At 45.3% G+C, this 25194-nt stretch carries 24 protein-coding genes; 14 read left to right on the top strand and 10 right to left on the bottom strand.

The window, feature by feature from the left end; translation table 11 throughout:
* Nucleotide 1: 1 nt before the first annotated feature.
* Nucleotides 2-1561 (bottom strand): T9SS response regulator signal transducer PorX, encoded by a 1560-nt coding sequence (gene porX / locus KIH41_RS13965; protein ID WP_213943759.1) that lies wholly within the window; start codon nucleotides 1559-1561, stop codon nucleotides 2-4.
* 66 nt (nucleotides 1562-1627) lie between these two features.
* On the opposite strand from porX, the gene KIH41_RS13960 reads away from it, so the two are divergent.
* Genes KIH41_RS13960 through KIH41_RS13935 form a run of 6 tightly spaced genes read left to right on the top strand, consistent with a single transcriptional unit; the run spans nucleotide 1628 to nucleotide 7281 of the window.
* Nucleotides 1628-2848, top strand: a complete 1221-nt coding sequence (locus tag KIH41_RS13960; RefSeq protein WP_213943758.1) for an HD domain-containing protein — start codon at nucleotides 1628-1630, stop codon at nucleotides 2846-2848.
* Between the two features lie 27 nt (nucleotides 2849-2875).
* A complete protein-coding gene (gene lpxD / locus KIH41_RS13955) occupies nucleotides 2876-3898 on the top strand; it encodes a UDP-3-O-(3-hydroxymyristoyl)glucosamine N-acyltransferase (protein WP_213943757.1) in 1023 nt (340 codons plus the stop codon).
* A gap of 52 nt (nucleotides 3899-3950) precedes the next feature.
* The gene (locus tag KIH41_RS13950; protein WP_213943756.1) at nucleotides 3951-5345 is read left to right on the top strand and encodes a bifunctional UDP-3-O-[3-hydroxymyristoyl] N-acetylglucosamine deacetylase/3-hydroxyacyl-ACP dehydratase; all 1395 of its coding nucleotides are present in this window, start codon (nucleotides 3951-3953) and stop codon (nucleotides 5343-5345) included.
* On the top strand, nucleotides 5342-6121 hold the full coding sequence (lpxA, locus tag KIH41_RS13945) for an acyl-ACP--UDP-N-acetylglucosamine O-acyltransferase (protein WP_213943755.1): 780 nt from the start codon (nucleotides 5342-5344) through the stop codon (nucleotides 6119-6121). The genes KIH41_RS13950 and lpxA overlap by 4 nt, the downstream gene beginning before the upstream one ends.
* 1 nt (nucleotide 6122) lies before the next feature.
* A complete protein-coding gene (locus KIH41_RS13940) occupies nucleotides 6123-6758 on the top strand; it encodes an ABC transporter ATP-binding protein (RefSeq protein ID WP_214162770.1) in 636 nt (211 codons plus the stop codon).
* A gap of 46 nt (nucleotides 6759-6804) precedes the next feature.
* The gene (locus KIH41_RS13935) at nucleotides 6805-7281 is read left to right on the top strand and encodes a hypothetical protein (RefSeq protein ID WP_246539133.1); all 477 of its coding nucleotides are present in this window, start codon (nucleotides 6805-6807) and stop codon (nucleotides 7279-7281) included.
* Nucleotides 7282-7367: 86 nt separating this feature from the next.
* On the opposite strand, the gene KIH41_RS13930 is transcribed toward KIH41_RS13935, so the two are convergent.
* Both KIH41_RS13930 and KIH41_RS13925 read right to left on the bottom strand, forming a co-directional pair.
* A complete protein-coding gene (locus KIH41_RS13930) occupies nucleotides 7368-9758 on the bottom strand; it encodes an endonuclease MutS2 (RefSeq protein ID WP_214162769.1) in 2391 nt (796 codons plus the stop codon).
* A 3-nt stretch (nucleotides 9759-9761) separates the two neighbouring features.
* Nucleotides 9762-10100 carry a DUF4296 domain-containing protein gene (locus KIH41_RS13925; protein WP_317194954.1) on the bottom strand — a complete coding sequence of 113 codons (339 nt, stop codon included), beginning with the start codon at nucleotides 10098-10100 and terminating at the stop codon, nucleotides 9762-9764.
* A gap of 107 nt (nucleotides 10101-10207) precedes the next feature.
* Here KIH41_RS13925 and KIH41_RS13920 point away from each other — a divergent pair, with 107 nt between their 5' ends.
* From KIH41_RS13920 to KIH41_RS13910, 3 genes are read left to right on the top strand one after another with little or no spacing between them, the layout of a single operon-like run.
* On the top strand, nucleotides 10208-11086 hold the full coding sequence (locus KIH41_RS13920; protein ID WP_213943751.1) for a DUF58 domain-containing protein: 879 nt from the start codon (nucleotides 10208-10210) through the stop codon (nucleotides 11084-11086).
* Nucleotides 11079-11975, top strand: coding sequence for a hypothetical protein (locus tag KIH41_RS13915; protein ID WP_317194953.1), 897 nt, complete (start codon nucleotides 11079-11081; stop codon nucleotides 11973-11975). The genes KIH41_RS13920 and KIH41_RS13915 overlap by 8 nt, the downstream gene beginning before the upstream one ends.
* On the top strand, nucleotides 11962-13008 hold the full coding sequence (locus tag KIH41_RS13910) for a vWA domain-containing protein (protein WP_214162768.1): 1047 nt from the start codon (nucleotides 11962-11964) through the stop codon (nucleotides 13006-13008). The genes KIH41_RS13915 and KIH41_RS13910 overlap by 14 nt, the downstream gene beginning before the upstream one ends.
* Nucleotides 13009-13395: 387 nt before the next feature.
* Here KIH41_RS13910 and KIH41_RS13905 read toward each other — a convergent pair whose 3' ends face one another.
* Both KIH41_RS13905 and KIH41_RS13900 read right to left on the bottom strand, forming a co-directional pair.
* The gene (locus tag KIH41_RS13905) at nucleotides 13396-14022 is read right to left on the bottom strand and encodes a LysE family translocator (RefSeq protein ID WP_213943749.1); all 627 of its coding nucleotides are present in this window, start codon (nucleotides 14020-14022) and stop codon (nucleotides 13396-13398) included.
* A 1-nt stretch (nucleotide 14023) separates the two neighbouring features.
* Complete coding sequence (locus tag KIH41_RS13900; RefSeq protein WP_213943748.1) at nucleotides 14024-15571, bottom strand: GH3 family domain-containing protein; 1548 nt, start codon at nucleotides 15569-15571, stop codon at nucleotides 14024-14026.
* Between the two features lie 90 nt (nucleotides 15572-15661).
* Here KIH41_RS13900 and KIH41_RS13895 point away from each other — a divergent pair, with 90 nt between their 5' ends.
* The 5 genes from KIH41_RS13895 (at nucleotide 15662) to KIH41_RS13875 (ending at nucleotide 20117) form a co-directional block, all read left to right on the top strand.
* Nucleotides 15662-16330, top strand: a complete 669-nt coding sequence (locus KIH41_RS13895; protein ID WP_213943747.1) for a YggS family pyridoxal phosphate-dependent enzyme — start codon at nucleotides 15662-15664, stop codon at nucleotides 16328-16330.
* 200 nt (nucleotides 16331-16530) lie between these two features.
* Nucleotides 16531-16908, top strand: coding sequence for a DUF423 domain-containing protein (locus KIH41_RS13890; RefSeq protein ID WP_214162767.1), 378 nt, complete (start codon nucleotides 16531-16533; stop codon nucleotides 16906-16908).
* Between the two features lie 207 nt (nucleotides 16909-17115).
* A complete protein-coding gene (locus KIH41_RS13885; RefSeq protein ID WP_246539132.1) occupies nucleotides 17116-18414 on the top strand; it encodes a D-alanyl-D-alanine carboxypeptidase/D-alanyl-D-alanine-endopeptidase in 1299 nt (432 codons plus the stop codon).
* 6 nt (nucleotides 18415-18420) lie between these two features.
* Nucleotides 18421-19467 (top strand): S66 peptidase family protein, encoded by a 1047-nt coding sequence (locus KIH41_RS13880; protein ID WP_213943744.1) that lies wholly within the window; start codon nucleotides 18421-18423, stop codon nucleotides 19465-19467.
* Nucleotides 19464-20117 (top strand): SGNH/GDSL hydrolase family protein, encoded by a 654-nt coding sequence (locus KIH41_RS13875; RefSeq protein WP_214162765.1) that lies wholly within the window; start codon nucleotides 19464-19466, stop codon nucleotides 20115-20117. Before KIH41_RS13880 ends, KIH41_RS13875 begins: the two co-directional genes overlap by 4 nt.
* A 278-nt stretch (nucleotides 20118-20395) precedes the next feature.
* Here the strand turns inward: KIH41_RS13875 and KIH41_RS13870 are convergent, their stop codons facing one another.
* From KIH41_RS13870 to KIH41_RS13850, 5 genes are all read right to left on the bottom strand, one after another.
* Complete coding sequence (locus KIH41_RS13870; protein ID WP_214162764.1) at nucleotides 20396-21508, bottom strand: hypothetical protein; 1113 nt, start codon at nucleotides 21506-21508, stop codon at nucleotides 20396-20398.
* Nucleotides 21505-22713 carry a DNA cytosine methyltransferase gene (locus tag KIH41_RS13865; protein WP_214162763.1) on the bottom strand — a complete coding sequence of 403 codons (1209 nt, stop codon included), beginning with the start codon at nucleotides 22711-22713 and terminating at the stop codon, nucleotides 21505-21507. Before KIH41_RS13865 ends, KIH41_RS13870 begins: the two co-directional genes overlap by 4 nt.
* An 18-nt stretch (nucleotides 22714-22731) precedes the next feature.
* Entirely contained in the window at nucleotides 22732-22947 is a 216-nt protein-coding gene (locus KIH41_RS13860; RefSeq protein WP_214162762.1) for a helix-turn-helix domain-containing protein, read from the bottom strand.
* 515 nt (nucleotides 22948-23462) lie between these two features.
* Complete coding sequence (locus KIH41_RS13855) at nucleotides 23463-24407, bottom strand: beta-1,6-N-acetylglucosaminyltransferase (RefSeq protein WP_214162761.1); 945 nt, start codon at nucleotides 24405-24407, stop codon at nucleotides 23463-23465.
* Nucleotides 24408-24605: 198 nt separating this feature from the next.
* Nucleotides 24606-25001, bottom strand: coding sequence for a DUF1573 domain-containing protein (locus KIH41_RS13850; RefSeq protein WP_213943739.1), 396 nt, complete (start codon nucleotides 24999-25001; stop codon nucleotides 24606-24608).
* Nucleotides 25002-25194: the final 193 nt, after the last annotated feature.

Raw genomic sequence — 25194 nt, 5'->3', positions numbered from 1 at the left:
ATCAATATTTCTTCGGTGAAAGATGTACCAAAGGCACAATTACTTCCTCAAGCGATACGCCGCCATGCTGGAAGGTGTCCTTGTAGTAATTTACATAATAATTGTAATTATTAGGATATGCAAAGAAATAGTCTTCTACGGCAAAAACATAACTTGTTGAAACATTAAATTTCGGAAGCTTGGCATCTTCCGGTTTTCTGATCTCGAAAACCTTTCCGGATTCAAAATTTAGATTCTTCCCCTGCTTGTATCGCAAGTTGGTCGTTACAGTCCTATCGCCGATTATTTTGTAAGGGCGGTGCACCCTTTTGGTCCCGTGATCAGTGGTAATAATTACATCGGCTCCAGCATCGCTTATTTTCTTCAACAGCTCAAAGAGGGAGGAATGGGTAAACCAGCTTTCCGTTAGGGACCTATATGCGGATTCGTTCGGAGCCAGCTCACGGATCATTTTCATGTCCGTTCGGGCGTGCGAAAGCATGTCCACAAAATTGTATACCAACACGTTCAGGTCATTATTCATCAGATTGGGAAAAGCATCCACCACGGCCTTGCCCTGATGCGCCTGTAGGATTTTATGGTAACTGCTCTTTATGTTAAGCTTGTTTCTCTTGATATTTTCATTCAAAAACTCCTCTTCGTGGTTATTCTTGCCCTCATCGGTATCCTCCCCTTCCCACAGGTCGGGATGGAACCTTGCCATGTCCATAGGCATCATACCACTAAATAGGGCATTTCTGGCATATGCCGTAGTGGTGGGCAAAATACTGTAATACGTCTCATCGCTCTGCACTACAAAATGGGTAGAAAGCAAAGGTTCGATTACCTCCCACTGGTCAAGACGAAGGTTATCAATAACGATAAAAAACAGGGGTTTCCCTTCTTGAAGCTTCGGAAAAACCTTTTCCCGCATCACCTGATGGGAAAGAATGGGTTTGTCTATCCCTTTTTCATTGAGCCAATCAAGGTAGTTTTCCTTGATGAATTTGGCAAAGTTGGCGTTGGCCTCCGTTTTTTGGGTGTCGAGCACTTCCTGCATGCTCTTGTTTTCCGTCTTGTCGATCTCCAGTTCCCAATATACCAGCTTGGTATAAATATCGGCCCACTCATCATGATCAATGGCATCATTGTAAGCCATGCTGATATTCCTGAAATCCTGCTGATAACTCAGGTTTGTTTTCTCAGTGATCAATCTTTTATTCTGAAGGATCTTCTTGACGGAAAGCAGGATCTGGTTGGGGTTAATAGGTTTGATAAGGTAATCGGCGATTTTTCCGCCGATGGCATCATCCATAATATGCTCCTCTTCACTTTTGGTGATCATCACCACGGGTGTTTGCGGTTTCAAAATCTTGACCTGCTGGAGGGTTTCCAAACCGGTCATGCCAGGCATCATTTCGTCCAAAAAGATCACATCAAAATTGCTCTCCTCCACTTTCTCCACGGCATCCACACCGCTGTTGACGGTGGTAATCTCGTAGCCTTTTTGTTCCAAAAACATGATATGGGGTTTCAGTAGATCAATTTCGTCATCAGCCCAAAGGATTTTGAATTTTTGCATATTATTTGGTTTATATCTTTTAAAATTATAATTACTTTTGTTATTACTCACAAAAAATAAAGGCCATTGAACAGCCATAAAATACTCAACGATCCTGTCTATGGTTTTATAACCATTCCCAGCGAGCTCATTTTCGCCATCATTGATCACCCCTACTTTCAAAGGTTACGTAGAATCAAACAGCTGGGTTTGACGGATTTCATTTATCCGGGGGCACTGCACACCAGGTTTCACCATGCCTTGGGAGCCATGCACCTGATGAGCATTACTCTTGACAATTTACGAAATAAAGGCCACGAAATCAGCAATGAGGAGTATGAAGCTTCTCTTATTGCTATTTTGCTCCATGATATCGGCCACGGGCCGTTTTCCCATGCATTGGAATTTAGCCTGCTCAAGGACATCCACCATGAGAAACTCTCCCTGCTGATCATTGAGGCGCTCAATAAGGAGTTTAACAACCAGCTGGAACTGGCCATCAAGATCTTTACCGGGCGATACGAGCGGAAGTTTTTCCATCAACTGGTATCCAGCCAACTGGACATAGACCGCTTGGACTACCTCCAACGTGACTGTTTCTTCACTGGGGTCTCCGAAGGTACCATCGGGGCGGACAGGATTATCAAGATGATGAACATCAAAGATGATGCCTTGGTTATTGAGGAAAAAGGAATCTACAGCATTGAAAATTTCCTAAGTGCCAGAAGGCTAATGTATTGGCAGGTATACCTGCACAAAACCACCGTGAGCGCGGAAAAAATGCTCATCAATTTAATCAGCCGGGCAAAAGAAGTACAGCAATCCGGCGTTAACCTTAATGGAACCGACGAACTCATCCATTTGCTCAAATACGATTATACAGTAGAGGATTTTCAAAACTCCAAAGAGCTTCTTGATATTTTCACCCAGCTTGATGATTTTGATATTTGGGGGGCTGTAAAACTTTGGAAGTCCAATGAGGACTTTGTGCTCAAAACTATTTCCAACATGTTTTTGACACGCAACCTTTTCAAAGTTGACCTGGTAAGCTCCCCTATTGAAAAATCGCAACTAGAGGAAATGAAAAAGAAAACCATCCAGAAACTGGACATTCCGGAAGCATACCTCCCCTATTTCTTTTCTTATGGCAGCATCAGCAACAATGCGTATGTGGCCAAAGACAGCATCCTGATCTACACAAAAAAAGGTCAGGTGATCGATGTGGCCCAAGCGGCTGACTTACCAAACATCAAAGCTATGAGCAAAATTGTAAAAAAGTATTACGCTTGTCGAGCCAAAAAAATTTAACTTTGAGCCAACATAAAATTAACATCCATGGAATTTACCATCAGTCAAGTAGCTGAACTTTTGAATGGCAAAGTAGAAGGCGATGGTTCTCAAAAGGTAAGCAGACTGGACAAAATCCAAGAAGGCAGCCCCGGGGGAATCAGTTTTCTTTCCAACCTGAAATACGAAAACTACCTTTATACCACCAAAGCAAGTGCGGTGATTGTAGCCGACAGTTTTAGCCCTTCCAAGGATTATAACACCACCCTGATCAAAGTTGAAGATCCCTATATAGGTTTTACCCAATTGCTGGAAGCTTATGAAATGATGATCAAGGAAGACAAGCTGGGCGTAGAGCAACCTTCCTACATGGACCCCACCAGTACCATGGGTGAAAATGGCTATCGCGGCGCTTTTTCCCATATCGGGAAAAACACCAAAATCGGAAAAAACACCAAAATCCACCCCCAGGCATTTATTGGGGACAATGTGACTATTGGCGACAACTGTAAAATCTTCTCTGGTGCAAGAATCCTCAACGACTGTGTGATCGGCAACAACTGTGATGTCCACGCCAATGCGGTAGTTGGCGCCGACGGTTTTGGCTTTGCCCCACAGGCTGACGGCACCTATAAAAACATCCCCCAACTCGGCAACGTGGTATTGGAAGACAATGTAAGCATTGGGGCAAACTCCACCTTGGACAGGGCCACGATGGGGTCAACGATCGTCAAAAAAGGCGTGAAAATTGACAACCTTGTGCAAATTGCCCATAATGTGGTAATCGGCGAAAACACGGTAATTGCCGCCCAGGCTGGAATCTCTGGTTCCACCGAAATAGGAAAGAACTGCATAATCGCCGGAAAAGCAGGGATTGTTGGACATTTGAAAATTGCCGACAACACCACAATTGGAGCAAATACAGGGATTTCAAAGTCTATCACCAAGCCCGGCAACACCCTTTTGGGCTACATGGCTATGGACATCAAAGACTTTCTGAAATCCTACGCGGTTTTTAGAAAATTGCCAGAGCTTCAAAACAAATTGAAAGATCTAGAAAAAAAACAATAAATTTGGAGCTTGTTCCAAAAGAATTTCGACCCTTCGAAAAGAAATATTCTGAATGAAAGTAAAACAGCATACCATAGGAAAGCAAGTATCCGTGTCAGGCGTGGGCCTACATACAGGAGTAGTCACCAACATGACTTTTGTCCCTGCCCCACCAAACCATGGCTACAAGTTCCAAAGGACTGACTTGGAAGGCCAGCCTATCATAGATGCGGACGTGGACAATGTAGTGGACGTATCCCGCGGTACCACCCTCGAGCAGGGCGGAGCTAGGGTTTTCACCGTTGAGCACGTATTGGCAGCATTGGTTGGTCTTGAGATTGACAATGTACTTATACAGCTGGATGGCCCCGAGCCCCCTATCATGGACGGCAGCTCCATCCAGTTTATCAATATCTTGGAGGATGCAGGATTTCAAGAGCAGAATGCCTTGAGAAGATTCTTTGAAGTTCCCGAAAGTATCCATTACAGAGATTCCGAGCGGGAAGTGGAAATGGCAGCTCTGCCCCTCGACGACTATAGAGTGACCGTAATGGTGGATTACAATTCCCCTGTTTTGGGAAGCCAGCACGCCTCCATTACCGACATCAGCCAATTCAAAAATGAGATTGCCTCTTGTAGGACTTTCTGCTTTTTGCATGAATTGGAAATGCTATATAACCAGAACCTGATTAAAGGTGGCGATCTAAACAATGCCATTGTGGTGGTGGATCGCGTGGTGGAAGAAGCAGAATTGGCCAATTTGGCCAAAATGTTCAACAAACCTAAGGTTGAGGTTCGAAAAGAAGGCATTTTGAACAATGTGGAGCTCCGTTATAAAAACGAGCCAGCCAGACATAAACTCTTGGACGTGGTAGGGGATTTGGCTTTGGTAGGAAGACCTCTGAAGGCCCAGATTCTGGCGGCCCGACCTGGCCATGCCGCCAATGTGGCTTTTGCCAAAAAGCTGAAAAGAGCCATGGAGAAAAGCGGGCCTAGCCACATCCCTCATTATGATCCAAAGCTTCCGCCTGTTTTGGACATCAATCAGATCAGCAATATATTGCCACACAGGTATCCCTTCCAGTTGTTGGATAAAATCATTTATTTGGACGATACAGTAGTAGCCGGTGTGAAGAACGTGACCATCAACGAACCGTTCTTTATGGGGCATTTCCCAAACAATCCGGTGATGCCCGGAGTACTTCAAGTGGAAGCCATGGCACAGACTGGGGGAATCCTTGTTTTGAGCACTGTGGATGACCCTGAAAATTACTGGACCTACTTTTTAGGAATTGAAAGTTGCAAATTTAGAAAGATGGTACTTCCTGGTGATACCCTGATTTTCAAATGTGAGCTCTTGGCTCCGATCAGAAGAGGTATAGCCAAAATGAAAGGCGAGGCATATGTGGGCAACACATTGGTCTGTGAAGCCGTCATGACCGCAAGTATCGTAAGAAAAGAAGCATGATAAGTAAGCTAGCGCATATAGAAGAAAGTGCAGTAATTGGAGAAAATGTAACCATAGACCCTTTTACCTGCATTCATGAAAATGTTGAAATTGGTGAAGGGACTTGGATTGGGTCAAATGTAACCATCTACCCTGGGGCCAAGATTGGCAAAAACTGCAAAATTTTCCCTGGCGCGGTAATCTGTGCCATTCCTCAAGACCTTAAATTCCAGGGAGAGGACTCTACAGTGGAAATTGGTGACAACACCACCATTCGCGAGTGCGTCACCATCAGCCGGGGTACTTTGGACAAAAGGACTACCAAGGTTGGTTCTAACTGCTTGATAATGGCCTATGTTCACATTGCCCATGACTGTTTTGTGGGCGACAATGTGATCATCGCCAACTCTGTACAGGTGGCAGGGCACGTTACTATTGACGATTGGGCAATAGTGGGCGGCAGCAGCGCCATACACCAATTTGTCAAAATAGGCATGCACTCTATGATTTCGGGTGGATCACTGGTAAGAAAGGATGTGCCACCCTTTACCAAGGCAGCCCGAGAGCCGCTTAGCTATGCGGGTGTAAATTCCTTAGGATTGAGAAGAAGAGGATTTTCCAGCGAGGCCATCAGCCACATACAGGAAGTCTATCGCTATCTTTTCCTTAACAGTCTTAATAACAGCAGGGCCCTGGAGGAAATTGAAATCAACCTGCCGGCAACCAAAGAAAGAGACGAAATTGTCAATTTTATCCGCACTTCAGAGAGAGGTGTCATGAAGGGATATTTCAATTGATATGATCAGCATACAGCTAGACCAGGCTGCCAAGAGATTCCAATACGACTGGATTTTCAAAAATGTCAGCCTGGTTTTTCCTTCTCACAGCAAAATAGCCATCACCGGAAGCAACGGCTCCGGAAAATCCACTTTTTTGAAGTGCCTTTCAGGCCTTATTCCCCTCACTGAAGGCAAAATCACCTATCAGGCCAACGACCGAACCATTACCGAGGAAGATTTTTACCAATACCTTACCCTGAGCGCCCCCTATCTCGAGCTTCCGGAAGAATTCACCCTGGTGGAGTTTCTGGATTTCCATTTCAAATTCAAGAACAAACTTGAAGGTTTGACCACCGAAAAAATGCTGGAATTGATGTATCTTCAGGAGCATAAAAACAAACAGATCCAGTTCTTTTCCAGCGGAATGAAGCAACGGCTTAAACTGGGTGTGTGCTTTTTCTCCGACTCCCCACTGATGCTTTTGGACGAGCCTACCTCCAATCTGGATGTGAGGGGGGTGAATTGGTATTTGGATATGGTAAAAAAATTCGGCCTACAGAAAACTACCATAATCTGCTCCAATGATGAAAGGGAATACAATTTTTGTGATCAAACCATATCCATTGAAGACTACAAGCTTAAAAATCAGCTTTGATTTTTGAAGGGATTAGTTAAATTTACAGCAGAACAATTTTGTATTTATGATCAAGCATCTACTAAAAGGCTTTTTAGCCTTAACTATTTTGATTGCGGCATCTGCCTGCGGAAGTGAAACTCCCGAACCAGACCAAAAAACCCCAGAACAATTGGCAATCGAAGAACTGGCCGATGATGGATCAGCCACTTGGACGGTGGCCCAAGGAGGCTCTGTGACAAAAGATGGGGCAAACCAAACGGACTTGTTCAACGGTTTTTCAATCACCTTCAATGCTTCCGGCCAAAGCCGCACCTATAGCAGTTCAAATGGGCAGGGGATCTTTGATGCCTCAGGCAATTGGTCCTTGGCAGGCAGCAACCTTGACCGGGTGATATTGACAGGCGATCAACCCGCCTCCGGAGAAGAAATCCAATTCACCCGCAACCAAAACAACCTCCGACTCAGCTTCTCCATCCCAATGCCCAACGCAAGAACCAATGCTGTGGCAGGTTCATATGTGTTTGAGTTGACGAAAGAGTAGGCTTAACGCGGTCATTACTTCATTATTCATTATTCGAAGTTCATCATTCATCATTATTTAGTGATCAAATGATGAACTTCTTATTTTTACTGCTTCAGCGTCACCAGCGTCACTCCAGCTCCCCCTCTATCGGCATGCTCGTCTTCAAATGAGGAAACACTATCCATGTGCCTCAACAGGTTTCTGGTAATATCTCTCAAGATGCCATCTCCTTTGCCATGGACGATCCGAAGATCCTTCAAGCCTAACATGAAGCCCTCATCGACAAATCTTTCGACCATCGGCAGAATCTCTTCTCCCCTTTTGCCTCTCAAGTCAAGGTTGACATTAAACTCGCGCATGGCCGCCGTGGTGTCATAGGACATGCGCTTGGCAATGGCTTTCTTCTCTTTTTTTACCTCAGTTTTGCTGATCTTCTCCAGCCTGTTGAGTTTCACATTGGATTTTAGCTCCCCAATGCTGATTTCCACATCCTTATTTTTGATCGAAATCACCTCAGCAACGGCCCCGTTATCCTTCAGCCTCACATGGTCGCCAGGCTGAATAGCTCCTCCGACCACCTTAATCTCAGCCCCCTGGGCTACTTTCTGCTTTTCAGGCTTCACCTCCTGCTTGTGCTGCTCGAGAGTGGCTCTGGCCTTTTTGGTGGCCTCCTTATCAGCCTTGCTTTCACGGATCTCCCGGATAGTGGCTTCTATTTGCCTGTTGGTTTGATCAAGCAGTTGCTTGGCCTCCACCTTGGCCTGTTGCACAATTTCCTTTTTGTTCTTTTCTAAAGTTTCCTTTAACTGAGAGTACTCTTCCATAAGTTTGGTCAGTAGACGGTCTTTCATCTGGGTTTCCAGCAAGAGCTTGTCATACTTGTTTTTTTCCGCTTCTACCTTGTTGAGAAGCTTGTCATATCGCACCCGCTCCTCCCCTATTTTCTCTTTGGCTTCTGCTATGATATCCTTGCGGATCCCGATTTTGGAGGCGATTTCCAAAGCAAAGGAACTCCCAGGCTTGCCTACCTCCAATTGGTAGAGAGGCTCGAGTTTATCCACGTCGTACCGCATGGCACCATTGACCATGCCCTGGTGCTTGGCCGCCACCTGTTTGAGGTTGCCGTAGTGGGTAGTCACTATCCCATACGCTCCCGTTTGGTTGAGGGCTAGCAGGATCGCCTCCGCGATGGCCCCGCCAAATTGCGGCTCGGTACCCGTGCCAAATTCGTCAATAAAGAATATGGTCTTCTTGTCGGCAAATTCGGTAAAATACTTCATGCTCATCAAGTGTGAGCTGTAAGTACTCAAGTCGTTTTCTATATTCTGCTCATCTCCTATGTCGATGAACAGGTTGTTGAAAATGCTAAACTTGGAATGTGGATCCACCGGGATCAGTAGACCACACTGCACCATATATTGGAGTAGGGATACCGTTTTTAAGGTCACCGACTTACCTCCGGCATTTGGTCCAGAGATCACTAGGAGCCTTTTGTTATGGTCAAGCTGTATGTTAAGCGGGGTTATCTTTTTGCCTTGCTGGGCCAAAGCCATTTCCAATAGCGGGTGTCGGGCGTTGTACCATTCGATCACCTTGGCTTTTTCATAGGAGGGCTTGCTTGCATTCACCTTAATGGCAAACCTAGCCTTAGCCCGGATGAAATCCACCATGCCTAGAAACTGGAAAGCCTTTCTCAGGTCTGGAATATAGGGCCGCAAGGTATCGGTAAGTTGCGTAAGGATCTTGGTGATCTCCCTTCGCTCCATGTACTCCAATTCCTTGAGTTCATTGTTGATGTCCAGTACCTCGGCAGGTTCGAGGTACACCGTCTGACCAGTGGCGGATTCATCGTGTACGAAACCTTTAATCTTACGCTTGTTTTCAGCCAAAACAGGCATCACCATCCTTCCTCCCCTGATGGTGAGCGAAGCATCCTCCGGCGTATACCCCTTGGATTTGGCTTCTCTGAAAATCCTATCCAGCACCTTCCTCAACCTGTTTTCTTCATAAAGGATCTGCGACCGGATCAAGGCCAATTCTTTGGAAGCATTGTTTTTCAGCTTTCCTTTTTCATCAATCACCTTCTCAATTGCCTTCAGCAGGGTATTGTCCAAAGTCACCATGCCTACCAGCTGATACAGATTCGGATATTCTTCCTGGTACTTTTCCAGAAATGCCGTGCATCCCCTCAGGGTGATCAATGACATTTTGATGTCATGAAACTCATCCTCATATAGAAAGGTCCCCTCAATCTTGGCTTTTTCCAGAAAAGGGTAAATATTCAAGAAGTTGGAAGCGGGAAACATCTCACCGGATATGATGATCTGCCTAAACTCCTCGGTTTGGTCGAGAAGCTTTTGTATCAATTTGGGGTCCTTGGAAAAGGAAATCTTGGAAACAAACTCCACCCCTAGTGGGCTTGTACATTCGGCCTTGATGTGATCTTTGATTTTGTCAAAATCAATCTTATGCTCAAGGCTTTTGGGATATAGCATATATTATTGTTCTCCTATATTTTGTTTGACCGTCAAAGAATCAATCACCCTGGCATAGAGCTGCTCCATCTTGGCGGCATCACGCAGGTAATACTGAAGGTTTTCAACGTAAACTGAATCCGGCACCCCATGTTTTTCAAAAACCCGGTGCTCCAGGTAAGGGTACACTTTTTTGGAGGAATCATAGGAAATGGGCAACGAACTGGCGATGCCCTCCACCATGTGGATGTCCATCATGATGGCCACCATCTGATCCTCATTCAACAACTGTTTGGGTCTGTCACCGTTGCCGCAGGAAAGGGCAAAAACCGACAGAACCATAAATATTATCAACTTTTTCACACTGCAAAATTAGCCAATTCAAACGAATTTAAATAATATGTTACCTTCTACACGTTTTATTATTCAAATGAGTGCGTTAAATTTAGGCCTCAGGAAAAACACAGCAAATGAAACACCTGCTTAAAAAGCTCAGAAAATATGAAATTATGCTCCGAAAAGTGGCCAACAACCATTTACAGGGGGATTACAAGTCTATTTTCAAAGGGGCAGGTCTGGAATTTGATGACCTCCGCCCCTACCAGTATGGAGACGATGTGAGGACTATTGAATGGAAAGTATCCGCAAAAGGGCACGGAACATTTGTTAAAACTTTTAAAGAAGAAAAAGATCAGTCGGTAATATTTCTGCTCGACATCAGTGGATCCCAAAATATTGGGGCAAAAGGCAGAAAGAAACTTGACCTCGGAAAAGAGATTGCCGGAGTGCTCACGTTGGCCGCCCTCTATGAAGGAAGCCAGGTAGGCCTGATTTCCTTCAGTGACCAAAAAGAACAGGTGGTACTCCCTGGGAAGGGCCAGCGCCATGGGGTCAAACTCATCCGCGCAATCTTTCAGCATGAAAATAAATCCCTGAAAACCGACCTCAATTCCATGTTTACCTACACCTTGAATTTGGTCAAGAAAAGAAGTATCATCATTGTGATTTCGGATTTTATAGATGAGGGCTACGAAAGGACTTTGAAAGCCATGGGCGAAAAACATGACGTGGTGGCCATACAGGTAACCGACCCTCGGGAAACCAAACTTCCTTCCCTGGGCATCATCCCCATTTATGACAAGGAGGAAGACAAAACCACTTGGGTAAACACCGCTTTCCGAACCTTTTCTAAAAAAATCTCATCCACCTTTACCGATGAAAGAGAAGCTATCAGCGACTTATGCAAAAGACATCAAATAAATTACCTATCCATTGACACCCAGCAGGACATTGTTTTGCCTTTGATAGAATTATTTAAGTATCGAAATAAAACCATGAAACGTGGGTAAGCAGCATTCGTTTTTATTCATCATCACCTTTCTATTCCCTTACATGCTGTCCGCCCAGGATGTGCAGGTAGAGGGATATTTCCGTAAGGATTCCGCCAAGCTCGGCGAACGGGTGGAGTACGTGCTTAAGGCCACCTACCACCCCAGCCAGCAGGTCATTTTCCCCGATTCCTCCTTCCGGTTTGAAGATATGGAATACCTGGGCAGAAAAACCTTTGTCACCGATACCCGTGACACCGTCACCAGGGATAGCGTAATCTATTACCTCTCCAACTTCTCCCTGGATCCGGTGCGGAACTTTACCATGCCGGTGTATGAGGTGTTGAAATATGACAGTCTCGAGTACTTCCCCGAAGAGGACCAGCTGGCCCTTATCCTAACCTTATCTGAGATCCCGCCTGAACCGGCCTTCAAAGACAACGATACTTACCAGAAGATCCAAAGGGAATTCAACTATCCATACTTCTATATCGCTCTGTCCATCATCCTGGTGCTGGGTATTGTGATCTATTTTGTGTTTGGAGATAAAATCTATAACCACTGGCTTGCCTGGTTGGAAAAAAGGAGATGGAACAGGTTTGAAAAGAAATGGGAGAATGTCACTTCCACTTTCATTTCCCAACCCACCGCCTCACATGCCGACAATGTGCTGGGCCTCTGGAAAAGGTACCTTGAGCTGGTGACCAACCGGCCCTATCAGGAATGGACCTCCACAGAGGTGGCCATGGACCTTCCCCGTGATGGCATTTTGGATGACCTGCGAAACATCGAACTTATCATCTATGCAGACCGCAAAACAGAGCAACTGCCAGCCATCTGTCAGAACCTGAAAACGGATTGCCGAAATATGTACACTAACAAAATTGAACTGATCCATGAACATAAATAGTATAGGCGACATGCTTTCATGGCATTGGTTTACCCCAGAAACTTTGCGCTCCTTCGAGTGGGAAAACATCTGGGCGCTGCATCTGATTTGGATCATCCCTATATTGATGCTATTGAGGGTTTTTATCAAGTTTTTGAGAAACCCTTCCTTGGAGCTTACCCTTCCCAAGAGAGTGGCCCAAAGCAACCCTTGGACTTATTTAAGGCTGATTCCCACCTTCTTTTTCCTACTGGCCCTCTGGATGATCGCCATCGCCTTGGCCCGCCCACAACGCACCAATGAGCGGGTGGAACAGTCCACGGAAGGTATTGACATCATGCTGGTGCTGGATATCTCTGAATCTATGGATCTGCAGGATTTAAAACCAAACAGATTGGAAGCCGCCAAGGAGACAGCCAATGAATTTATAGAAGGCCGGCGAGGTGACCGGATCGGAATGGTGGTTTTTGCCGGAGAGGCTTTTTCCCTTTCTCCCCTCACCACCGACCACAAAATGCTCACCGACGCCATCAGTGACATTTCCTTCAACATGATGGATGCCAAAGGTACAGCCATAGGAAGCGCCCTCGCAACTGCCACTAACCGCATGAGGGAATCAGAAAGCACCAGCAAGGTGATGGTGCTGCTTAGTGACGGCGACAATAATGCCGGGAATGTGGACCCGGTTTTTGCCGCACAGCTGGCCGCCGCCCTGGATATCAAGATATACACCATTGCAGTGGGGAAAGACGGGATGGTGCCCTACGGCACGGATTTCTTCGGCCGTCCCCAGATGATCGAAAGCTACCTGGATGAGACCACCCTTCGTGAGATTGCCCAAATAGGCAGCGGACAGTTCTTTAGAGCAGGCGACGACGATGCGCTAGACCAGATCTTTGACCAGATCGATGAACTCGAAAAGGCCGAAATCATCGAAAACAGATACAAGGAAACCCAGGACTACTATCGGGCATACATGATGTGGGCTTTTGTATTCTTGTTTTTTTGGATGATGCTGAAGAGTAGTTTTCTTAATAACTTTTTGTTGGATTAGAGGGGTGTACTTAAGTACTATGTACTATGTACTATGTACTATGTACCTAGTAATTACCGTTTGTTCAGGAGTGAGTGGATTTTAGGTAGTTAGCGGAGATGGTGCGTCTCAATGGAACTTGAGGTATGGATGGATACATACACTTGCCACCCATTTTGCAGAGAAGAAGCCTTTTTATCTCATCTGTTCGTATCTGGTACTTGCGTATGGGTACAAAGTACCAGGTACCAAGTACCAGGTACAAAGTACCAGGTACAAAGGTTCTTACCATCGTGCCCCTCCCTCTGAGCTGCGCTATTCGGATGGGGTATCGGTAAGCGAAGAAGCCTTTGAGCGACTTCTTTTTTAACTTGGTGCCCTTTGTGACCCATTTGCCTACGTGAAGCCTCATACCGCCTCAGCAGCAAATACAATCAGCCTGATTCCGAAGCCCACCAGTGCCACTGCCACAACCTTGTTGAGCAACTGCATGATCTTCGGAGTGATGAAGGTGCGGAGTTTGGTAGCGCTGTAGGCCTTGAGAACGTCTATCAGGAACACCGTGAGCAGGATCCCCAAATAATACCCCACCACGTCAAGAGCTCCAAATCCATCCTTTAAATGCACTAATCCCGCAATGGAAGTCCAAAAGAGCAACACAAAAGGGTTGACGCCGTTGAGGGAAAAGCCTTTGGCAAAGCCTTTCCGCTTCATGGGCCGCTTTTTACTCTTGGGGAAACCTCCGGTGTTTGGTCGGCCCATGCCTTTCTTCATAAAAGTCAGGACCCCAAAAGCCACCAAAAAACCGCCACCGACAAAACCCAAGACCATCTCCACCATCGGATTGTTGGTGATCAGGGATACGCCAAAGTAGGTAAGCAACACATAAAGGCTATCACTCAGCAAAATGCCGGCAGCCATCGCCACGGCATACCTGAAACCTTTTTCAATGCTGCTTTGGATCAGGGCAAAAAAAACGGGCCCGATGATAAGGGATAGCACCAGCCCCATTCCAATTCCTTCTATTACATTCATTTTATGCCAGCCCTTTCTCCTTCAAAAAGCCAACCCAAGCCTCCGCCTTATCCCCTTTCAACACACGTGGGAATTTATTCTGCCCGCCTTCCTTGCCCTGTTGCCGCATATATTCAATGAAGGTCTCCTGAGGCAACACTTTCACCTCAATTTCCTTCAACGCATGCTGGCGCTCTGTAATATAGTCGTCATTCAGACTTTTCAGCTTCTCATCAATAATGTTCCTCAACCTCCCCGCATCCACTTCATCATCGCTGCCAATATACCAGTGATGGGCAAATAGGCTCCCGTGTGGCACACCTATGACCGTAAATTCCCGGATATCGATATCCAATTCCTCTGAAGCCAGCTCAATGGCCCTGTTCATATTGTCCACGGAAAGATGTTCCCCACACAAGCTGAGAAAATGCTTGGTCCTGCCGGTGATCACAATCTCGGCTTCCGCCAAAGATTCAAACTTGATCACATCCCCAATCAAATAACGCCAAGCCCCGGCACAGGTGCTGATCAGTATGGCATATTCCTTACCCTCCTCGAGCTGGTCAATGGAAAGGGTTTGCGCATCCGGCTTTACCTCCCCATTTTCGTCAAAATTTTCATCCTTGAAAGGAATAAATTCATAGAAAATCCCATTATTGAGCACCAGCCTCATTGAGCGGCGGTCAGGCAGGGCCTGAAAGGCCAAAAAACCCTCACTCGCCAGGTAGGTTTCCATATAAATAAGCGGCCTATCCAACAGCTTTTCAAAGCCTTTTTTGTAAGGCTCAAAACTCACCCCTCCGTGCACAAAAATCTTGAGGTTTGGCCAAATGTCATGAATAGATTTCAAGTTGTAACGCTCGATGATCTTCTCGAGCAAGATCTGCAACCATGCAGGCACCCCCACAATGATCCCAATATCCCAGTTGGGGGCGTTGTCCACGATCCTTTCGAGTTTATCACCCCAGTTTTTATTTTTGGCAATCTCGGAACCCGGCTTATAAAACCGCTGGAACCATATAGGAAGTTTGCCAGCCGTGATCCCGCTCAGGTCACCGGAAAAATAGGTGCCGTTAAACTCCAAATCCGTGCTTCCTCCCAACATCAGGATACCGGTGTTGAACAGTCTGTCCGGCAGATCATATTTGGACAGGGAAAGGATCTGGCGCACACCTGTCTTCCGGATGGCCCTCACCATTTCGTAGGAGATAGGGATGTATTTGGAGGAGGCTCCCGAGGTGCCCGAAGTCATGGCAAAATACTTGATAGCCCCCGGCCATGTGATGTCCTTCTGTCCTTCCTGCAACTTGTGCCACCATTCGTCATACATCCTGTTGTAGTCGAATATCGGCATATCCTGTTTGAACACCTCATAGAAGGTATTGCCCTTCTTCTTAAACTCCTTGAGTTTGTCCGAAAAACCGTACTGACGTCCAAACTCCGTTTTGGAGGCTGCGATCATCAGTTTTTTCAGCTCTCTTTTCTGAAGCTCAATTGGGGAACTGTATTCCTGTTCCAGGGATTCCCGCAACCTGATGCCGCGTTTCAATAAAGTGCCTAATATCGCCATAATTTTATATGCTAATGTTAAAACAATGCAGGCCGGAGGATTGCCCGTCCTAATCTTAAACAGTATCTTTGAGAGTGTAAATTTAGGAGAATGGCTATAAAAGAAAACCTTCAGGAGATAAAAAACACTTTTATTAACCCCGACTGCCTACTGGTAGCTGTAAGCAAGACCAAACCCAAAGAAGACCTTCAGGAAGCCTATGAGGCTGGCATACGGGACTTTGGAGAAAACAAAGTACAGGAACTCGTAGATAAACAGCCCCAGTTGCCCTCCGACATCCGATGGCATATGATTGGCCACCTACAGCGCAACAAGGTCAAATACATCGCCCCTTTTGTCCATCTTATACATGGCGTGGACTCCTTCAAGCTGCTCAAGGAAATCAACAAACAGGCCAAAAAGGCCGAAAGGACTATCCCCTGCCTGCTACAGGTTCATATTGCGGAGGAGGACAGCAAGTTTGGCTTTGATGAGACTGAGCTCCTCCAGCTAATAGAAAGTGGGGAGCTGAAGACTCTAGAGCATGTGGAAATAAAGGGGTTGATGGGAATGGCCACCTTCACAGAAAATGAGGAACAGATCCGCAGGGAGTTTTCGGGGTTAAAAAGCCTGTTTGACAAATTGAAAACCTTACCACTCCCCGCCAACATGAAAATGGAGGAGCTTTCCATGGGCATGAGCGGGGATTACCTCATCGCACAGGAGGAAGGCAGCACCATGGTGCGGATCGGAAGCGCCATCTTCGGGGCGAGGGGTTGACATTTTAATGGGACACAGAGGAGTTACTCAGAGTTTTAAATGGAGTTGCACAGAGCTTGCCTTTGCTGCAAGCAGGCCTGCCTCGCCGGCAAGGCAGGCATCTTTGCGGAATCACGCCTTGTTACTTCGGTCATCGGTCTTCCGTCCTGACAATCAAAGAAAAATAGGCTACCGACATCATTCCGGATAATATAAAAAAAATGCATAAAGAAAGAATAATACAAGTAGGAGCCGTTTTGGGGGCGCTGGCTGTGGGGATCGGGGCCTTTGGGGCCCATGGATTGGCAGATATGCTGGAGATGCAGGGCCGAGCAGAGACTTTTGAAACGGGAGTGAAATATCACTTTTATCATGCCCTGGCAATGTTATTGGTGGGCATACTGTCGTTATTGAAATTGCAGGAAAAATGGATCAAGCGTAGCGCGTGGCTCTTTTTGGCCGGCATCGTTATTTTCTCCGGTTCCCTTTATGTGCTGTCCCTGACAGGCATCACCTGGCTTGGCGCCATCACGCCCTTCGGCGGCGTAGCCTTCATCGCTGGCTGGATATGTGTGGCAATGGCGAAGTACGAAGGGTGATGTTCGCGGAAATAAAGGGACACGGACCGGCCTGCGCAGGCAGGGTTTCGCGGAGTTGCAGCAAGCCACAATAGCTTTCGTGGCAAAAAGATAAAATCCTTGAAGAATGGATTTCAAAGAGATTAAAGTTAAAGCAAAAAGCTTTTTGAATAGATGGAAGTAAAGACTTATAGCAAGCACGTACACCGCCCCAGATTACTTAGTTCTTTGTACTTAGTACCTAGTACAATCACGCTCCTTTTATTCCTACAAGTCTCCAGCCTAATTGCCCAACCTTCTCGGGATAAGACTGCGGAGCTGGAAAGCTATTTCAACAAGGACTCCTTCTTCAACAACCACCTCACCGGTTTTATGCTCTATGACCTGGACACCCAGCAGCCGGTGTATGAAAAAAACAGCCACCTATACTTCATCCCCGCCTCCACTACCAAGCTCGTAACCTTCTTTTCTTCCCTGATCACTTTGGGGGACAGCACCACCATTCTTAGGTATGTGAACAAAGGCAACGAAGTCACCGTTTGGGGCACCGGGGATCCAAGCTGGAAATACCATGCCCTGCCCCAACAGCCCAGATTAAGGGAGTTTTTTGACAAGTATGAAAAAATCAACTTCTCCGATGCCAACTGGAAGGACCAGGCATTTGGTTTTGGCTGGCAATGGGACGATTATTATTTCTCCTACTCTGCCGAAAAATCACCCTTCCCCATCTATGGCAACGTCGCCAAAGTGATCAACCGCAACAACAAGCCGGAAGTCAGCCCTTCCCTATTTAGGCAAAACCTCACCACCAGCGATAGGGATGTGCGAAACGTGCAAAGGGAATTTCACAGTAACCAGTTCTACTATAATCCCCGCACCTACAACGGCATGAATACCTACGTACCCTTCCTGACCAGCCAGCAGACTTTTGCCCAACTGGCCAGTTCGGAACTCAACAAAATGGTGATCCCCACCAAGGAAAAGCTCCCGAAGGACCACCAGCGCCTCAAGGGGATCCGTACAGAGGCCCTGTATAAAGAAATGATGCTGGAAAGCGACAATTTTATCGCCGAACACCTGCTGCTGATGATTTCTGATGAACTCTTTCAGGAGCTTAATTCTGAAAGAGCCATTGATTATATCAAAAAAACATACTTAATTGACCTTCCTGACGAATTGTTGTGGGTGGATGGCTCCGGGTTGTCCAGGCACAACCTGATGACCCCCCGATCACTGGTGGTTTTGATGGATAAAATCTACAGGGTAATGCCTGACGAGATGCTGTTCAACCTGCTGCCCAAAGGCGGTGTGAGCGGTACCTTAAAAAACAATTACCATGCGCCCAAACCTTATGTGTTTGGCAAAACGGGCACCATTTCCAACAACCACAGCTTGGTTGGATTCGTCAGAACAAAAAGTGACAAGTTATATGCCTTTGCATTTATGAACAACAATTACCCCTACAAGGCCAGCAAGGTGAGAGCAGAGATGGAAAAGGTGATGGTCTATATCCGGGAAAACTTTTAAACACACATGAACAAAAGAAATTTCCTCAAGTCCTTGGGACTATCCATGAGCCTATTTCCCATCCTCGGGATGCAAAAGGCCATCAAATCCACCTCCCCTGTTCAGAAGCTTTTGCCCAAACCTTTGCAAAAAGGCGACATTGTAGGCTTGATCAGTCCTTCTGCGGCCACGGCCGAAAGGATACAGTTTCAGTTGGCCAAAGAGGCGCTGGAGGCTTTGGGTTTTGAGGTCAAAATGGGCGAAAACCTACAGAACCGAAGAGGGCATCTCGCCGGGACCGATGCCGAGCGGGCCAATGACCTTAACGGCATGTTTGCCGATGAGCAAGTGAAGGCCGTCATCTGCATCCGCGGAGGATCCGGGGCGGCCAGGATCCTGCCCATGATCGATTACGAAAACATCAAACGCAACCCCAAACCGATTTTGGGCTACAGCGACATTACCGCGCTGCACAACGCGATCTATGCCAAAACCGGCCTGATCACCTTCCACGGCCCCAACGGCACAGGCAGCTGGAACAGTTTTAATGTAAGACAGTTTGAGGAAGTGTTTTTCAACCAGTCCCTGCACAAGTTTGAAAACGAGCAGGAAAAAGGCGATGAGCTGATCGTCAAAAACAACCGTATCCAGACTATCACTAGCGGTGAGGTAGAAGGAGAACTGGTGGGTGGCAACCTGACGGTATTGACCGCTTTGGCGGGAACGGGCTATCTGCCGGATTTCCACGACAAAATCTTGTTTCTCGAAGACATCGGCGAGGAACCTTACAAGGTGGACCGCATGATGAGCACCCTAAAGCTTATGGGCGCCCTCAGCCAGATCAAAGGCTTCGTCTTTGGTCAGTGCACGGACTGCAGCCCCACGGGCGGATACGGCACCCTAACGCTGGACGACATTTTTGACGATTACATCAAACCCCTCAACATCCCCGCTTACCGCGGTGCCATGATCGGCCATGTGCCCAAACAATTCATCGTACCGATTGGCGCCAAAGCCCGAATGAATGCGGATGAGGGCACCTTCCAGCTTACCGAAAAGCTATTCCAGTCATGATCCACCTGTTCACCTTTTTGGCCTTGAGCTTGGCCGTACTTACAACCCAACCGAAAATGGAGCAAAAACTCACATACTTGGCATTAGGCGATTCTTACACCATTGGGGAAGGAGTCGAAGAGCATGAAAGATTCCCTAACCAGGCCGTGGTCATGCTAAGGGAAAAAGGTTACGATTTTGAGGATCCCAAAATCATCGCCACCACCGGCTGGACCACCGATGAACTCCAAAAAGGGATCAGCGAGGCCAATATAGAGGGGCAGACCTATGATTTGGTCACCTTGCTCATCGGGGTAAACAACCAGTACAGGGGCAGGGACCTGGACAACTACAGGGAGGAATTCAGGCAGTTGCTCGAGCAGGCCATAAGTTTTGCGGGAGGAAAGAAGGAAAACGTCCTCGTCCTTTCCATTCCAGACTGGGGCATCACGCCCTTTGCCACCGAAAAAGAAACAGACAAGGCCAAAGTGGCCCAGGAAATCGACCGCTTCAACCGCGCCAAGCAAGCCATCGCCGAAAGGCACGGCGTCACCTTCCTCGACATCACCACCCACTACCGGGAATATCCCCTAGCCGTGGTTAGCGACAAGCTGCACCCGGATGCGGAGATTTATAAGTATTGGGCGGAGAGGGTTGTGGGGGAGTATTAAATAAAGAAATCAAGGAGCTGAATAAAAACAATCTTTTAACAATTCCAACCCATCTATTGTGAACGACTCACACTTTAGACATCTTTCTAAATATTCGAATGGATTAATTAAGTTCAGCGAACCAATGGGATTTGCAACTGAATTTGAACATTTCCACATTCTTTAAAGCTTTTTCCCATTACGTAAATATTCACAAGTTTACCTATTGAGTACCTCATGGGTCAGGAAATCAAAAGTCATTACAATATATATATATACAGTTAAAAGTAAAATAATATTTATTGCATGAATTCCTTAATCTTCACAATTAATTGAGACATAGGAAACACATACTTACTTGTCACTATATGATTTTTATATTTCTCCAAAACTTTTGAATCATCAGCTAAAAAGAAAAGATGTCTATAGGAACCCAACTCAGATAGCTTTGCATCACTTAAATCGATATCATTGTTAATGATGTGAATAACATATTTTATGCGGTTCCTGTCTAAAATAGAAGTATCTGTTGTATATGTTTGTTTCCAGCGTTCCCGCAGGGTCCTCTTTAAGCTTATTCCAATATAGTAACCATTTTTATCTTTAATCCAGTTATCAACCTCTAACCCAGTCGAAATATGCTCAGGTCCTCCCCCTGTTTTAATTTTGAAATAGTCAAAAATAAATTGAGTTACACTTTCTAGGTCATTACCTGCCCTTTGCTTTCTTTTTTGACCAGTTCTCCTTTCAAACTCTTGGCTTATTGCCGAAATTATGACATCCATATCATGATCATTAAGTGATCCTTCTGCTTGCCCCAATTCTAACTGTAATCTTCCCCTAATACTTGAGATTAGATTCACAATTAAATCTCTTTCTCTATTTAAAGCAATAGTCTCAGTAAAGATATCCCACTCTCTTATAAGATTAGATAATCCTTTTTCATTTTTAGAATCCAAAATAGCCTTTCCATATAATTTTGCAAAAGCTACACATTCATTACTAGGAACATTCTGAATAGCTTCATTTGTAGGCAACAACAACTCTTTAATCGTTAATGCTAACACAAAATAATCCTTCGGATCAACTAGAAAAACCTGCAAATTGTCATACAAATAAACATAAGCATGGAATTTCTTACTATCATTTTTAACTTTATCAAATAAGGTATCATAAAAAATTGAGTCTAAAACCTTAATTTTATCCTCCGATGACTCTTCCTTATTTAGAAGCTTATATGCTGTCAGAATATTTTCATACAAGAATTTGCATTTTGAAATGTTTTTTCCCAACGCCCCAAATCTATTTGTATCAATTAAAAATCTTAGATACCAATAACACTTGTCCCAGTATTGCAATTCATCATTAGTCTTAAATCCAGTATCCTTTAAGTTCATACTATCCATCATCATTCTTTCACTAAAAATTTTTGTATATTTTTTCCTATTTTGAAAATTACGGGGATTGCAACAGAATTACCAAACTGCTTATAAGCTGATGAATTACTTGGATGAAGAATAAATTCTTCAGGAAATCCCTGAAGCCTTGCGCATTCCCTAGGAGTAAGTTTTCTAGGATTACTATTTTCCTGAGGAATTAAGCATTCTTTTCCATCTTTGTAATATCTAGCAACAATCGTATTTGAAGGCTTTTCTAAATCTGCTAATTTGACTGTAAAGCCAGTACCTCGTTCCTTATTCCTCCTACTTCTATTCTGATGACCTTGCCAGAGTTTATCTGATATAGTAAAAGTTTCTGGAACTTTTTCTTCAAGAATATTTTTCAAAGGCAATGGATCCCCACTAATTTCAGGAAATTCAAAATTAATTTTCTGGTTTAAGAAGCAAACCATATAAGTTCTAACTCGTCTCTGCGGAACTAATGATTCCGAGTTAATTATTTTCCAATCAAATGAATATCCTAATTCTTTAATCATCATTTCAATGGTGGAAAAAGTCTTACCATTATCATGGCTTTTCAAGTTTCTAACATTTTCCAAAAATAGTACTTTAGGTCTTTTCACTTTGACAATCCTAAGAATATCAAAGAATAAATTACCCTGATCTTGATCATGAAACCCATGGCTCATACCTAAAAAATTACGGGCAGAAACACCCGCTAGACTAAATGGCTGACATGGGAAACCTGCAGCTAACAGGTCATGATCCGGAATCATTTGATCGATTTCCAGATCACTTATTTCGTAGCTAGTAAACTCTTTAATATCTCCAAACGGGACCTCTCCAAAATTTGCCTCATATGTCTGTTGAGCCGCTTTATCTATTTCAGAGGAAAAAACACATCTACCACCTAATTTTTGAAGTGCAATTCTAAAACCTCCTATCCCAGCAAAAAGATCAATAAAAGTAAAATCCGACTTAACAGGAGGAAAAGGAACATCCCAATTTAGATTTAATTTTTGTTGAAAGTAAGGTTCTTCTAATATACTTTCTTGAATCAACCCTTCATTTACATATTTTTTAACTTTCGCCTTATACCCCTCGTTTTCAATTTTACTTTCAGCATGTAAAAAATGAGTTAAATAAGCCAATTCGGATTGAGCAGTCTTTTTAACTTCGATTTTGTATTTATTTTTGATATCTGAATAATTTACCATTCCTCTATTATTATTTTGTTAGTACGAAGAATAATTAAACAGCTCTTTCATTTCTATCTCTAGAGCAACAGCAAGCTTCTGAACTGTCTCTATTGAGACATTTCGCTTACCTTTCTCTATATCTGAAATGTATGTTCGGTCTAAAAAGGCTAAGTCTGCGAGACTTTCCTGTGATATGCCTTTCTCGGTCCGGATGGACTTTATCTTCTTCCCAAATGCTTCTTTAATATCCATGGTGCAAATAGAAAAAATGTAGACAATTGCACCACGGACTATAGTCGACAAAAAGACTTTAAGGGATATTTTTATGACAACACGTGTCAGGGATTCAAAAAAGTATTAGTAAGAATGCCACCAGAAAAGTGGTAAATAATTTGAAGGGAAGATACGTGTAGGAGAGGAAATATATGGGTTACTCCCCCTACTCCCACCCACCTTTGGCCAAGCGCTGACCCAGCGCTTGGCCAAAGGTGGGGATTGGGTGGCCTCGGCTGGTGGACGGGTCAGCCTAGCCGGAAATACAAGCCGATCAAGCCCAATTGCCAAGAAAAATATGATTATTCTAAGAAAAGTTACGGAAAGCCCCATCGGAAATCCAGCGTTTTCAATGCTCCCGAGCTCCTACGGCCCATTTCCTAGTCAATTTTCGGAAATATCCGTAACTGATCCGTAAGTGATCCGTAGGTGATCCGTAAGTGATCCGTAACTGATACGGGGGAACCCCGAGGGAAAGTAAAGTTTACTCTGTGTTAATCTGTGTTCTCCTCTGTGGTGATTCTTTCACAAACCAGCAAATACCTGTCTATATCATCCAAGATCTCCCCATACTTGTCCATGACAAACTTGCGGGCAAACAGGAAGTCACTTGCCTTTTCCTTCAGCTCTTCCAAATCTCCGGCGCCAAAGGTGACGGGAAGTTCACAGTTTGGCCTCGTCCAGTTGACGTAGGTGACACTGGGGAGGATGCTGGAGGTATCGCCATTTAATATTTCCATCAGCAGACTCTGGAAAAACTCCTCATCGGCGCAGTAGGTGTACTGAAAATACTCCTGCATCTCCTCCCCGCGCATTTCCATAAAACGCAGGATCTTTTCAAAGGTTTTGGTATTGATGGCCCACCAGGCGGATCCGCCGTAAAGCCTAAAGGGTTCCACCCGCTTCTTGAAGATGAGTTTGAATATATCCAGCCCTACCCTGCCCTTGAGCAGGCAATTGATGAGCATCAAATCAATGCCCTTGAAAAAAGCAAAGTCGGCCCTCTTGTCGGAAAAATTGACTTTGTAGGTCTCCCTCCTGCGGTAACAGCTGAATTCCGGCCAGGCTTCCTCTAGGGGCATGCAGGTGATAAAGTTCTTGTCCATGTGTCTTAGAAAAAAAACCCGTATTTCCTCAGCTGGCCTAAGGGGGTAATCCTGCCCGCTTAAAAGCACCATCATCCCCTGCTGCCCATCAGCCAGGGCCACCTCTGCCAAATTGAGCACGGCCTGCACAAACGCATAATCGGCCCAGACACACGCTACCCGGTTACTGATAAACCTGACCCCGTCCGACTCGAGGTAACGGTATTCACCCATATCGGACCTGATGTCCAGATGCACATAAAAAACCGTATCCGGGCCTTCCAATTTCCTGATTAACCTTTCCACTTGTGCGGGATTGCGATGGGCGATGATGAAATAGATGATTTTGTTCATGGGAAAAAATTGGGGGTACGTGAATTAAAAATTTTGGGACGGAAGACCGAAGACCGGAGACCGGAAGACGGAAGACCGAAACCTTAGATACGCTATCAATTTATAAATAATCCCCAAAATAAAAAAGCCCGGGTCTAAAACCCGGGCCTCTTCATAAGTCCTTAAACCATAAACCTTAAACGGCCGCAGGCCCATAAACTATTTCTTCGGTTGCACATTCGAAATCAAGCTTACTTTCTCGATCGGCTCAGAGGCGTTGGAGTAGATTCTCACTACACTGTTCTGCTTGCCCATCTTGCCTGCAGAGTTGAAGGAAACTTTGATCTCGGCTGATTCTCCCGGAGCGATTGGCTCCTTTGGCCAGGCCGGGACGGTACATCCACAGGTGGCGGCCACGTTGCTGATCACGAGGGGGGCGCTGCCGGTATTCTCAAACTTGAAGGTATGCTCCACCTTGTCACCCTGGGTGATGTCACCGAAATCCTTGGACTTCTCGGCAAATGAAATCGCCGCACCTTCGCCATTTGAAGCCTGCTGTGCCTGCACCGCAAAGGCCATCACGGCCATTACCATTACTAATACTAATTTTCTCATGTTTATATATATGTTAATTTTTATTGATCCAATTATTAGCCACGAAGGCTCGAAGACGCTAAGTCCGTTTCAGTTTCACGCAAAGAACGCGAAGGAGGCGCAAAGATCACAGAGTTTCTTCTTACCCACCGTCATTTCGAGTCACATATTTTGCAAACACACCCAATGCTATGACAATATGATTTCTCGCTGC

This window comes from Litoribacter ruber, assembly GCF_018500185.1.
Classification (GTDB): domain Bacteria; phylum Bacteroidota; class Bacteroidia; order Cytophagales; family Cyclobacteriaceae; genus Litoribacter; species Litoribacter ruber.
The sequence above is the reverse complement of the archived record's forward strand: the minus strand, read 5'-3'. Positions and strand labels throughout refer to the sequence as shown.